The organism is Curtobacterium sp. PhB142, assembly GCF_004341255.1.
GTDB lineage: Bacteria > Actinomycetota > Actinomycetes > Actinomycetales > Microbacteriaceae > Curtobacterium.
Window position 1 is genome coordinate 63,488 of the sequence record NZ_SLUT01000010.1, and the last position, 11,980, is coordinate 75,467.

Below are 11,980 nucleotides of genomic sequence, written 5' to 3' on the forward strand. Positions count from 1 at the left end.
GTCCCGCAGACCGGCACCGGGCCTCCCGGATCACCACCACGGCCTCAGACGGCCGCCAGGGCGGACGTCGGTGGGATGCGCGCTGCGCGCGCGGCCGGGTACCACCCGGACACACCGCCGATCACGACGGTCGCGCCGAGCCCGCCGCCGACGGCCCACAGCGGGATCGCCACCGGCCACCCCTGCGCCAGGGCGAAGGCGACCGTCACCCCGACCCCGATCACCACACCGGCCACCCCGCCCAGGAACGACAGCAGCAACGACTCGACGAGGAACTGGTCGCGGATGTTCCGCCGCCGCGCTCCGAGGGCTCGCCGCACCCCGACCTCGGCACGACGTTCCAGCACGGTGATCACCATCGTGTTCGCGACGCCGATGCCGCCGACGAGCAGGGCCACGCCGCCGATGCCGACGAGCAACCCGGTGAACGAGTCGTCGGTGGCGTCCTTCGCGGCGAGCGCGTCGGACGGTCGGGTCACGCCGACGTCCTGCGGGGACCCCGGGCTGATCGCATTCGCCAGGATGTCCCGTGCTGGTGCGACTCGCGACGGGTCGACGCGGGTGTAGACGGCGGTCGGCGCCCCGTCGAACCCGAGCTGCGCGGCGAGGGACCGCGGGACGAACACCTGGTTGTCGAGGTCCTCCGCGAGCTGGACGGGCTGCAGGATGCCCACGACCTGCACCCACTTCCCGCCGATCCAGACGCGGCTGTCGGCACGGACCCGGTCGATGCCGAGTGCCGACGCGGCGGCCGCACCGAGCACCACCTGCGGCGGAGCCACGACCGAGTCATCGATCCAGCGCCCGGACCCGAGCTCGCCGCCGAGCACGCGCGGCACGTCGCCCCAAGCCGCCATCACGCCGATGCCCTTCGTCTCCGGCGGCGGGATGAACTCGTTGCGGTAGACGGCCGCGTCGACCACGGTGCCGACCGCGGCAGCCGACTGCACGTCGTCCTGGCGGAGTGCCGACTCGAGTGCGGTGGACGGCAACGGCGGCACGTCACCGAATCCCTGGGCCTGCGTGGCGGTGAGCACGTTCGTGCCGAGGGCGTCGAGCACCTGGTCGAGCTTCGCCTTGCTCGACGACGAGATCCCGACGACGGCGATCATCGCGGCGATGCCGATCGCGATGCCGAGCGCCGACAGGACGACACGGCCGGGTCTGGTGCGCAGCCCGAACACCCCGAGCCGGAGCAGGTCAGCGGCACCCAACCGTGCTCGCACGCCGGTCACCGGCCGCCACCGATGGCAGCGGCGATGTCCCCAGCCGGCCCGACCGCCGAGTCGTGCTCCACCAGACCGTCACGCATCCGGACCTGCCGCGGCAACGAGGCGGCGAGGCCCAGGTCGTGCGTGATGACGAGGACCGTGGTGCCGGTGGCGTTCAACGCACGCAGGAGCGTCACGATCGCCGCACCGGAGGCGGAGTCCAGCGCGCCGGTCGGCTCGTCCGCGAGCAGGATCGTGGGGTTCCCGACGATCGCGCGGGCGATGGCCACGCGCTGCTTCTCACCCCCGGAGAGCTGGGTCGGGCGGTGGTCGGTGCGGTGCCCGAGGCCGACCCGTTCCAGTGCCTCGTGGGCACGTCGGCGCCGTTCACGTCGCCCGGTCGCCGAGTACAGGAGCCCGTCGGCGACGTTCTCCGCCGCGGTGGCACCGGCCTGCAGGTGGAACTGCTGGAACACGAAGCCGACGTGCTCGGCTCGCAGCGCGGACAAGGCGTTGTCGGACATGGTCGCGACGTCGTTCCCGGCGATCGACACCGAGCCCTGCGTGGGACGGTCGAGGGTCCCGACGATGTTGAGCATCGTGGACTTGCCGGACCCGGACGGACCGACGACCGCGACGAGCTCCCCGGCGGCGACGTCGAGCGTCACCCCGCGGAGCGCGCCGACGTCGCCGTAGGTCTTCGTGACCTCGCGCAGGGCGAGGACCGGCCCCGTGCCGCTCATCCCGGCACCACCACGCGGTCGCCTTCCGCGACCTTCCCGGTGATCGCGATCCGGCTGTCGGCGATGAACCCGGGGGTCACGGGAACCCGCTTCGTCGTGCCGTCGCGCCGCACCACGTCCACCGCGTACGCGCCGTTCCCCGTCGTCACGAGTGCCGCGACCGGCACGGAGAGGACGTCCTTCTCGGTGGCTCCCGCGGCGTCGATCTGCGCGGACGCCGCAGCGGGCAGCCGTCGCGAGCCGGGGTCGAACGCGACGGACACGTCGACCTTGGACCCGGCGTCGTCTCCCGAGCTCGGTTGGACGTCGGTGACCTCGCCCGTCATCGGTGCCCCGGCGCCGTTGATCCTGACCCGCACCTCCGTGCCGACCGCGAGCCGTTCGGCGTCGCGCTGTGAGACGGTGGCGACGACGATGCGCTTCGTGCTCGTGACGGAGAGCACGTCGCCGCTCCCTCCCTCCGCCGGCTGGCCGAGCTTCCCGTCGACGGTCGCGACACGCACGTCCCCGTCGACGAACGCGATGTCCGCCGAGGTCAGCACGCCGGTGACCTCCTGCCCCCGGTCCTCCTGCCACTGCCGCACGGCGCGCTGCGTCCGCGGGCCGAAGGAGTCGTCCTGCGCGACGTCGTACCCGAGCGCGGCGAGGTTGTCGTTGAGCTGCTGCACATCGGTGCCCGTCAGCCCGCGTTCGAGCGAGCGCCACATCGGCACCGTGCCGTGCATCGCCCGCACCCCGCGCTCGTCGACCGCGTACAGGAACTCGTCGCTCCTGATGACCTGCCCGGGCGCGGGGAGCCAGGTCAGCGTGCCCGAGGCGGCGCCGGGGACCCCGGTGGCCGTGCCGTACCCGAGGGTCCCGGCGAACACCTTCGAGTCCGTCAGGTCGCCCTTCGTGACCGCGGCGGTCGGGTGCTGCTGCTTCCCGGACTCGGCTGCTGCCGAGGACGGCGCAGCCTGCAGGTCGATGAACGACCACGTGCCAGCGCCTGCGGCGAGCACCGCGACGAGGCACGCGCTCGTGACGAGCGCTCGACGCCTGGTCAGGACGGTCGTCACGGCTGCACCGTCGTGTTCGAACCGGAGCTGCCGCCCTTGCCCAGGACCTCGTCGAAGCACGTCGACGACGCGTCCTGGAACGCGTCCTGGTCGTCGGGCCGGTACGTGGACATCGCATCATCACCGTCGGGGTAGTCGGCGAACCCGTTCTCACGGATGCACTCCGCGATCTGCTTCCGCTGTTCCGGCGTCCCGGCGGGCTTCGCCGCCTGGAACCCCTCACCGGCTCCGGCGTCGCCCATGCACTCCTGCAGGTCCGCCTTCCACTGTTCGTCGTCGATGCCGTCGGGAGCCGACAGGGACAGGGTGCTCCCATCCGACGACGGATCCGGCATGTCGTACCCGTGGTCACGCATGCAGGACGCGAGCGAGGCCCCGGCCCCCTTGCCGCCGCCCGAGGCCGTGTCGGTCGAGTCGGTCGACGGCGCTCCGGAACAGCCGGCGAGGAGGCCGGGCAGGAGCACGACGGCTGCGGCGACGGCGACGATGGTGGTGGTGGTGGTGGTGGAGTGTTTCGTGGATGGCTTCATGGGACCAGCACAGCGGACCCGGTGTTTCGTCCCCGGTACGCGTGGGGTCACACCGACGAAACGTCGATGCGCAGGCCGCCCGCACGGCGCGCGGTGACGACGAGTCGCCACCCGTGCGCGTGCACGATGGACGCGACGATCGACAGGCCGAGGCCGCTGTGCCGGCCGCCGGATGCGACCTCGGGGCAGCGTCGGAACGGTTCGACGAGCAGTGGCGCGACCTCGTCCGGCACGACCGGCCCGGAGTTCTCCACGACGAGGCCGTCACCGCGCGTGGTGACGCGGACGAAGCCGCCGGCTTCGTTGTACTCGACGGCGTTGCCGACGAGGTTGACGAGCAACTGCCGGACGAGCATCGGCTCACCGGTGATGGTGGGTCTGCCAGGAGGCGCGGCTCGGCCCTCGTGGGTGATGGTCACGCCCGCCTCGTGCGCACTCCCGGCGGCTCCCGCGACGACCTCGTCGGCGATGGCCACGAGGTCGATCGACGTCCCGACGCCTGCGAGCCCTCGATCGGCCTCCGCGAGCACGAGCAAGGACTCGACGAGGTGCTCGGTGCGCCGGTTCTGCGCGAGCAGTTCCTCGCGCACCACTCGGACGTCATCGGCGCCGGCACCGTCGTGCAACCCGATCTGCATCGCGGCACGCTGGACCGCGAGCGGGGTCCGGAGTTCGTGCGACGCCTGCGCGACGAACCGTCGCTGGCTCTCGAACGCGGTCTGCAGCCGGTCGAGCAGGTCGTCGACGGTGCCGGACAACCGTCGGAGTTCGTCGTCCGGGCCCTCGAGTGCGATGCGTTCGTGCAGGTTCGACGCCGTGATCCGGTTCGCCGTCGCGGTGATCCGGTCGATCGGTCGGAGCATGCGCCTGCTCACCAGCCACCCGACGCCACCGGCGACGAGGCCCGCCCCGGCGATGCCGATCGCGGACCACTGCCACTGCTGCACGGCGACGAGCCGGACCACCGCGACCGTGGTGGAGGGTGGTGCGTCGTTCGCTGCCGAGCGCTCGCCGATCGGCACCGGCGAGGCGGTCACGAACGTCTCCGCCGGGGAGGCACCGCGGATCGCCGTCGTGTCGAGACCCGCACCGACCCCGGCCAGGGACATCACGTTCGAGAACACCACCACCCCGGTGGCGAGCGCCATCGCCGCGAGCGCGAACGTCAGCGCCGTGCGGGCCCGGATGCTCCAGGTCCGCCGGAGCCGTCTCACAGCGCGTAGCCCTCGCCCGGGACCGTCCGGATCGGATCGGGGCGGCCGAGCTTCTTGCGGAGCTTCGACATCGTCACCCGTACGGCAGCGGTGAACGGGTCGATGTTCATGTCCCAGACCTTCTCGAGCAGTTCCTCGGCGGAGACGATGCGACCGTCGGCTCGCAGGAGCGCCTCGAGCACCCCGAGTTCCTTCGAGGTCAGGTCGAGCGGTCGACCGTCGCGGGTGACCATCCGACGGTTCGTGTCGAGGACGATCCCGACGCGTTCGAGCACGGGCGCGACCGGGGCCACGCTGCGCCGACCGAGCGCGCGCACCCGGGCGACCAGTTCCGGGTACTCGAAGGGCTTCGCGAGGTAGTCGTCCGCGCCGAGTTCGAGCCCGTTGACGCGGTCGGTCAGGGTCGCCGCCGCGGTGAGCATGAGGATGCGGGTCAGGCTGCCGCGCGACGCCAGCCGACGTGCGACCTCGTCACCGTGCACCCCCGGGACGTCACGGTCGAGCACCACGACGTCGTAGTCGTTCACCGCCAGCAGTTCGTCGGCGTCGTCGCCGCGGTAGGCGACGTCGACGGCCATGTCCTGCCGCGACAGGCCCTTCGCGACGAGGTCGGCGAGGGCTGCTTCGTCATCGACGACCAGGACCCGCACGGCTGGTCACGCGGCGGTGAGGTCGAGTGACACGACCCCCGCCGCCTCGTCGATGTGGACAATGAACTCGAGGCCGCCGCGGGCGGGAAGGCCGGTCAGGGGAACGGTGTCGGTGCTGAGTCGATCCATGGGTCGAGCATTTCACGTACCGCGTTTCGTCCACATAACGTTTCCGTATCAGTGGTCACGCGTCGAACGGCACCTCACCGTGGTCGCTCACACCGGCACGCTGGCGGTAGGCCAGGTGTCCGCCGAGGTACCCGCCCACCCCCACGACGCCGAGCGCGGCGAACCCGAGCAGCTTGCCGGCGCCGTGGTTGCCGTTCTTGCGCTGCCACCACGACAGGCCGTACAGCGAGATGCCGACCCAGTTGACGGCCTGGTGCACCCAACCCGTGCGCAGCTGCTCGCGGTCGAGTTCGGACCAGTCCACGTACCCGGCGAGGCTCGCACTGCCGGACGACACCAGGCCGACGCCGACGAGGGTCTTCGCGGCCTTCGCGTTGCCCTTCCCGCCGAACACGTCGAGCACGGCGGCCGAGATCCACGCCCCGAGCGGCACCTGCACCATGAGCGGGTGCAGCGGGTGCCCGAACGGCACACCGTGCAGCAGTTGCCGCAGGGCCTTCGGCCGGGCGAGGGCGTTCACGACCGAACGGTCGATGTCGACGGCCTTGTCGAGCACGCTCGCGTGCTCGACGGTGTCGGTGAGGCGACGGATCGCGCGGATCTCAGGCATGCCCTGCAGCCAACCCGGGAGGCCCGTGCCGGGTCCCAGGAACCGGCCCCGGGCCTCCCGTCGGTCACCCCACCCACCGCGGCCGCCGCCTACTCCTCGACGACCTCCGCCAGCTGGAACGGCTCGACGGTCAGACCGTCGCCGTCCTCGGCGACGTCGACCCGGACGGTGTCGCCGTCTCGGACGTCACCGGACAGGATCGCGCGCGCCAGCTTGTCGTCGATCTGCCGCTGCATGAGGCGGCGGAGCGGCCGTGCGCCGTAGAGCGGGTCGTACCCGCGCTCGGCCAGCCACCCGCGCGCCTCCGGCGTGACCGCGAGTTCGAGTCGGCGGTCGGTCATGCGTCGGGCGAGCCGGTCGACGTACAGCGACACGATCTGGCCGAGGTCGTCGGCCGTCAGGGCCTGGAACACCACGATGTCGTCGAGACGGTTGATGAACTCCGGCCGGAACGCCTGCTGCACGAGCTCGCGCACGGCGTCCTCGCGCTGCTCGTCCGTCAGCGTCAGGTCGGTCATGAACTGCGAGCCGAGGTTCGACGTCAGCACGAGGATCGTGTTCCGGAAGTCGACCGTGCGCCCCTGCCCGTCCGTCAGCCGGCCGTCGTCGAGCACCTGGAGCAGCACGTCGAACACCTCGGGGTGCGCCTTCTCGATCTCGTCGAGCAGGATGACGGAGTACGGGCGACGCCGGACGGCCTCGGTGAGCTGCCCGCCGGACTCGTAGCCGACGTACCCGGGCGGGGCGCCGATCAGCCGCGAGACCGAGTGCTTCTCGCCGTACTCGCTCATGTCGATGCGGACGAGGGCCTTCTCGTCGTCGAACAGGAACTCCGCGAGCGCCTTGGCCAGCTCGGTCTTGCCGACGCCGGTCGGTCCGAGGAACAGGAACGATCCGGTCGGACGGTCCGGGTCGGAGATGCCGGCGCGGGTGCGGCGGACGGCCTCGGACACCGTGTTCACGGCGGTGCGCTGTCCGATGATCCGGCGGCCGAGCTCGTTCTCCAGGTGCAGGAGCTTCTCGGTCTCGCCCTGCAGCAACCGGCCGAGCGGGATGCCCGTCCACTGCGCGATGACGGCGGCGATGTCCTCGTCGGTGACGCTGTCGTTCACCATGCGGTCGGCGGACTCGGCCTGCTCGGCGGCCGCGAGCTCCGCTGCGATCCGGGGCTTCTCGGCGTACTCCAGGCGCGACACCGTCGCGTAGTCGGCTTCGCGCTGGGCACGCTGGCTGCGCATGTTCAGGTCGTCGAGCTGCTGCTTCAGCTCACCGATCCGGTTCAGGCTCGCCCGCTCGGCCTGCCAGCGCTGCTCGAGCTCGCCCAGTCGTTCCTCGCGCGTGCGGAGTTCGTTCCGCAGGGTCTCCAGCCGGGCCTTCGAGGCGTCGTCCTTCTCCTGCTTGAGCGCGAACTCCTCGACACGCAGCCGGTCGACGTTGCGCTTCAGTTCGTCGATCTCGACCGGGCTGGAGTCGATCTCGATGCGGAGCCGGCTGGCGGCCTCGTCGATCAGGTCGATCGCCTTGTCGGGCAGCTGGCGGCCGGAGATGTACCGGTTCGACAGGCTGGCCGCAGCGACGAGCGCCGAGTCGTTGATCGTCACCTTGTGGTGTGCCTCGTAGCGTTCCTTGAGCCCGCGGAGGATCGCCACGGCGTCCTCGACGCTGGGCTCGCCCACGTAGACCTGCTGGAAGCGTCGCTCGAGGGCGGCGTCCTTCTCGATGTACTCGCGGTACTCGTCGAGCGTCGTCGCCCCGATGAGCCGCAGTTCGCCGCGCGCGAGCATCGGCTTGAGCATGTTCGAGGCCGCGACGGACCCTTCGCCGCCACCGGCGCCCATCAGGGTGTGCAGCTCGTCGATGAACGTGATGACCTGGCCGTCGGAGTCGTTGATCTCCTTGAGCACGGCCTTGAGGCGCTCCTCGAACTCGCCGCGGTACTTCGCGCCCGCGATGAGCGAGGAGATGTCGAGCGAGACGAGCCGCTTGTCCTTGAGCGAGTCGGCGACGTCACCGGCGACGATGCGCTGTGCGAGCCCCTCGACGACGGCGGTCTTGCCGACGCCGGGCTCGCCGATGAGCACGGGGTTGTTCTTGGTGCGGCGGGTGAGCACCTGGCTGACGCGTCGGATCTCGGAGTCGCGTCCGATGACCGGGTCGAGCTTGCCGCTGCGAGCGATCGCCGTCAGGTCGACGCCGTACTGCTCGAGGGCGGTCTTCTGTCGCTCTTGCGAGTCAGGAGCACCCTGGAGGTTCGCCATGCGTTCCGTCCTTTCGTTGCGGTGGTGTTGTACTTGAGTCTACTGCACTCAACTTACGTCGGCGCCGGGAGATTCCGGATCCCGACGGCGCTGACGACCGCGCCGGCCAGCAGGAGGACCGCCATGACGACGACCGCCCGGTGCAGGCCGGCGACGCTCATCTCGCCGCCGAGGACCACGCCCGCGAGCGCGACCATCACCAACCCGGCGATCCGCGCGATCGCGTTGTTCACGGCCGACCCGACGCCGGCCTCGGACTGCGGCACCGACCCGAGCACGGCGCTGGTCAGCGGTGTCACCATGAGCGCGATCCCGAACCCGATGAGCACGAGGCCCGGGAACACCGCGATCCAGTACCCGTCCGGCTGCGCACCGACCAGCAGCATCAGGAGCGCACCGACCGCTGCCACCGCCGGGCCCGCGGCCATGAACCAGCGCGGCCCGAACCGTCCCGCCAGCCCGCCCACGGCCGAGGAGACCAGCAGCAGGACCACCGTCGGGGGCAGCGTCGCCAGACCGGCGAGCCAGGCGGGGAACCCCCAGACCTCCTGCAGGAACAGGGTGACCACGAAGAAGACCATGCTCAGGGCGCCGTAGATCGACAGGGTGGCGAGGTTGCCCACCGCGAAGTTGCGGGCCCGGAACAGCGCGAGCGGCACCAGCGGCGAACCGGTCGTCCGGGTCACGTGGAGTTCCCACGGCACGAAGGCCCCGAGTGCCAGGGCACCGAGCACGAGCGCGGTGACCACCACGGGCGCGCCCCACCCGAGCCGCTCCTGCTCGATGAGCCCGAGCACCGCCCCACCGACCCCGACGACCGCCAGCACGGCGCCGACCACGTCGATGCGCGGTCGGATCGCGGGGTGTACGTCACCGGTGATCCGCAGCACGAGCGGGATCGTCACGGCGATCGGGACGGCGGTCAGCACGAAGATCCACCGCCAGCCGATGCTGTCGACCACCATCCCGCCGACCACGGGTCCGAGGATCGTCGACGCGCTCGACCAAGCGGTCCACGTGCCGATCGCCTTCGACTGCGCGGCCCCGCGGAACGCCGCCACGATGAGGGCGAGCGCGCTCGGGGTCACCAGGGCGCCGCCGACGCCCTGGATCGCCCGCGAGACGATCAGGAACTCCCCCGTCGGGGCGATCGCACACGCGACCGAGGCGATCCCGAACACGACGAGCCCCCACGTGATGATGCGCACCCGGCCGAACACGTCCGACAGTGATCCGGCGACGAGGATGAGCGAGCCGAGCGTCACCAGGTACGCGTCGACGGTCCACTGCTGCACGACGAGTCCGCCGCCGAGCTCCTGTCGGATCGCGGGGAGCGCCACGTTGACGACGCTCGAGTCGAGCCCGACGACGAACGACGACAGGATCGCCACCACGAGCACGGTGCGCCGGTCGTCCCGGAGCGGCGCGGTCGCGCGGGGTGCGGCAGTGGTCATGTGCTCATCCTGCGCCCCCTCGGACCGCTGCGCGCCCCGCACGACGAAGCCCCCGCGACCGATGTGGTCGCGGGGGCTGCCGACAGGACGGGGCTGGGTGTCCTGAGCTGGTGTTCTAGCGCCGGGAGTCGGTGTTCGGCTGCGCGCTCGGGCCGGGGTTCAGGATCGGACCGGCGGCGGGCTCGGCGGGAGCGTTCGGCACGGTGCTGGTCGGGGCCGCGGTGTTCTGCACCGTGGTGTCGCCTGCCTGAGCCTTCTTCTCGTCGTCGGTCATCTCCTTCTTGAAGATGTTGATCGACTGCCCGAGGCCCTTGGCGAGCGCCGGGAGCTTCGTCGCGCCGAACAGCAGGATGACGATCCCGAGGATGATCAGCAGGTGTACGCCGCCGAGGTTTCCGAGCATCATGACTCCTTGATCTGGAACTGGTCGCCGTTCGCAGGTCTTCGTCGACCCACGCGGCGGAAGTCCGTGTTCCCCCCATCGTAACTCTCCCGCTCCCCGATGCCCAGGCCGGGGACCGGAACGGACACCGTTCGCACAGGGAAGGTGCCGGGCCGATCCGCCGCAGCGCCCTCAGTACGCGCCGCGCGACCGGAGCACCGACGGCACCGTCCGGGCGAGGATCACCAGGTCGTGCAGGAACGACCAGTTCTCGACGTAGTGCAGGTCGAGCCGCACACCCTCGGCCCAGTCCAGATCCGACCGGCCGCTGACCTGCCACAGGCCGGTGATCCCCGGGGTGACCAGGAGTCGGCGGTCGGCGAAGTCCTGGTACAGGGCGACCTCGCGCGGGAGCGCCGGGCGGGGTCCGACCAGGCTCATCGAACCGGTGAGCACGTTCCACAACTGCGGCAGCTCGTCGAGCGACGTCTTCCGCAGGAACGCCCCGACCCGGGTGACGCGTGGGTCGTCCTTCATCTTGAAGAGCGGGCCCGCACCCTCGTTCGCTGCCTGCAGTGCGGCCATCCGCGCTTCGGCGTCCACGCACATCGTGCGGAACTTCAGGATCGAGAACTCCGCGCCCCCACGGCCCACACGGGTCTGGCGGAAGAACACCGGACCGCGGTCGTCGAGCCGGATGACGAGCGCGATCACCGCGAGCACGGGCGCCAGCAGCAGGAGACCGAAGCCGGCTCCGACGACGTCGAGCAGACGCTTGCCCGTGCGACGGCGGTAGTCGGGGGTCTCCACGTGCATCAAGGGCAGGCCGTCGACGGGACGCTCGTGCACGCGACCCGCGGCGATGTCCGCGAGGGGCGACGACACGACGAGCTCGACGCCGTGCTCCTCGAGTTGCCACCCGAGGCGGCGCAGTCGCTCGTGCCCGCCGCGTACGGCGCCGGCGACGACGACCGCCGAGACTCCCTCGGAACGAGCCAGCGCGAGGACGTCGTCGATCCCGCTGACCACCGGGACGGACGCCGAACCGAGGTCGATCGTCGCGCCCACCGGCTCGCAGTCGGTCACGACCGCGCGGACCCGGTACCCGGCGCTGGGCGTCGCGGCGATCCGTCGCCCGACGTAGCGGACATCCTCGGTGTCACCGACGATCAGGACGTCCTGCAACCGTTGCCCGCGAGCACGACTGCGCGCCAGGACGGTGCGGACGGCCTTCCGCCCGACGGCGAGGAAGAGGAGCCCGAGCGGGAAGGCGATGGCCACGTACCCCCGGGCCAGGTCGAGCTGCGCGGCGTACGCCACGACCGCCACCACGGCGACGGCGACCAGACTCGCGGTGACGAGCCGGCGGTACTCGTCACTGCCGATGCCGGCGATGCGTGGGTCGCGGGTGCGGAACATCGACAGCAGGGCCATCCAGACCAGGATGATCACCGGAGCCGTCGCGAACTCGATCCAGCCGGCCTGGGGTCGCACGGCCGACAGCTCCCAGGGAAAGCGCACGACGTGGGCGACCGCGAACGCCAGGACCAGCAGTCCGACGTCCAGCAGGGCAACGGCGGGGGCGAAGCCTCGGCGACCACCCGCGGGTGCCGACGGCGGCGCGGTGGTCGGTGCGGCGGCGGGGGGAACGGTGATGGCAGCGGTGGGTGGGCGCATCGCGAGCGACATGGTGGGGTCCTCCTGTCGACCGGGCCGACGGGAGGTCGACCGGACGCCGGAG

General features: G+C 71.4%; 12 protein-coding genes. All 12 read right to left on the bottom strand.

Annotated features, from left to right (window positions below):
- Window positions 1-44 precede the first annotated feature (44 nt).
- Window positions 45-1,235, bottom strand: coding sequence for an ABC transporter permease (locus tag EDF31_RS17460; RefSeq protein ID WP_243650123.1), 1,191 nt, complete (start codon window positions 1,233-1,235; stop codon window positions 45-47).
- Complete coding sequence (locus tag EDF31_RS17465) at window positions 1,232-1,954, bottom strand: ABC transporter ATP-binding protein (protein WP_131847068.1); 723 nt, start codon at window positions 1,952-1,954, stop codon at window positions 1,232-1,234. Before EDF31_RS17465 ends, EDF31_RS17460 begins: the two co-directional genes overlap by 4 nt.
- Window positions 1,951-3,012: a peptidoglycan-binding protein gene (locus EDF31_RS17470; protein ID WP_131847069.1), complete on the bottom strand. Its 1,062-nt coding sequence runs from the start codon at window positions 3,010-3,012 to the stop codon at window positions 1,951-1,953. Before EDF31_RS17470 ends, EDF31_RS17465 begins: the two co-directional genes overlap by 4 nt.
- Window positions 3,009-3,542: a hypothetical protein gene (locus tag EDF31_RS17475; protein ID WP_131847070.1), complete on the bottom strand. Its 534-nt coding sequence runs from the start codon at window positions 3,540-3,542 to the stop codon at window positions 3,009-3,011. Before EDF31_RS17475 ends, EDF31_RS17470 begins: the two co-directional genes overlap by 4 nt.
- Before the next feature lie 47 nt (window positions 3,543-3,589).
- Complete coding sequence (locus EDF31_RS17480; protein ID WP_131847071.1) at window positions 3,590-4,756, bottom strand: ATP-binding protein; 1,167 nt, start codon at window positions 4,754-4,756, stop codon at window positions 3,590-3,592.
- The gene (locus EDF31_RS17485) at window positions 4,753-5,406 is read right to left on the bottom strand and encodes a response regulator transcription factor (RefSeq protein ID WP_123937429.1); all 654 of its coding nucleotides are present in this window, start codon (window positions 5,404-5,406) and stop codon (window positions 4,753-4,755) included. The genes EDF31_RS17480 and EDF31_RS17485 overlap by 4 nt, the downstream gene beginning before the upstream one ends.
- A 6-nt stretch (window positions 5,407-5,412) precedes the next feature.
- The gene (locus EDF31_RS20520; protein ID WP_260154542.1) at window positions 5,413-5,535 is read right to left on the bottom strand and encodes a hypothetical protein; all 123 of its coding nucleotides are present in this window, start codon (window positions 5,533-5,535) and stop codon (window positions 5,413-5,415) included.
- Window positions 5,536-5,590: 55 nt separating this feature from the next.
- Window positions 5,591-6,145, bottom strand: a complete 555-nt coding sequence (locus EDF31_RS17490) for a DUF2231 domain-containing protein (protein WP_123937428.1) — start codon at window positions 6,143-6,145, stop codon at window positions 5,591-5,593.
- Between the two features lie 89 nt (window positions 6,146-6,234).
- Entirely contained in the window at window positions 6,235-8,403 is a 2,169-nt protein-coding gene (locus EDF31_RS17495) for an AAA family ATPase (protein WP_131847072.1), read from the bottom strand.
- Window positions 8,404-8,456: 53 nt separating this feature from the next.
- Window positions 8,457-9,857, bottom strand: coding sequence for an MFS transporter (locus tag EDF31_RS17500; RefSeq protein ID WP_131847073.1), 1,401 nt, complete (start codon window positions 9,855-9,857; stop codon window positions 8,457-8,459).
- A gap of 115 nt (window positions 9,858-9,972) precedes the next feature.
- Complete coding sequence (tatA, locus tag EDF31_RS17505; protein ID WP_123293839.1) at window positions 9,973-10,260, bottom strand: twin-arginine translocase TatA/TatE family subunit; 288 nt, start codon at window positions 10,258-10,260, stop codon at window positions 9,973-9,975.
- Between the two features lie 171 nt (window positions 10,261-10,431).
- The gene (locus EDF31_RS17510; RefSeq protein WP_123937425.1) at window positions 10,432-11,928 is read right to left on the bottom strand and encodes a sugar transferase; all 1,497 of its coding nucleotides are present in this window, start codon (window positions 11,926-11,928) and stop codon (window positions 10,432-10,434) included.
- Between the last annotated feature and the right edge of the window lie 52 nt (window positions 11,929-11,980).

Bases quoted from the DNA above. Each gene is read 5' to 3' on its own strand.
- EDF31_RS17465 (WP_131847068.1), bottom strand. From the start codon at position 1,954: ATGAGCGGCACGGGGCCGGTCCTCGCCCTGCGCGAGGTCACGAAGACC.
- EDF31_RS17475 (WP_131847070.1), bottom strand. From the start codon at position 3,542: ATGAAGCCATCCACGAAACACTCCACCACCACCACCACCACCATCGTC.
- EDF31_RS20520 (WP_260154542.1), bottom strand. From the start codon at position 5,535: ATGGATCGACTCAGCACCGACACCGTTCCCCTGACCGGCCTTCCCGCC.
- EDF31_RS17490 (WP_123937428.1), bottom strand. From the start codon at position 6,145: ATGCCTGAGATCCGCGCGATCCGTCGCCTCACCGACACCGTCGAGCAC.
- EDF31_RS17495 (WP_131847072.1), bottom strand. From the start codon at position 8,403: ATGGCGAACCTCCAGGGTGCTCCTGACTCGCAAGAGCGACAGAAGACC.
- EDF31_RS17500 (WP_131847073.1), bottom strand. From the start codon at position 9,857: ATGACCACTGCCGCACCCCGCGCGACCGCGCCGCTCCGGGACGACCGG.
- tatA (WP_123293839.1), bottom strand. From the start codon at position 10,260: ATGCTCGGAAACCTCGGCGGCGTACACCTGCTGATCATCCTCGGGATC.
- EDF31_RS17510 (WP_123937425.1), bottom strand. From the start codon at position 11,928: ATGTCGCTCGCGATGCGCCCACCCACCGCTGCCATCACCGTTCCCCCC.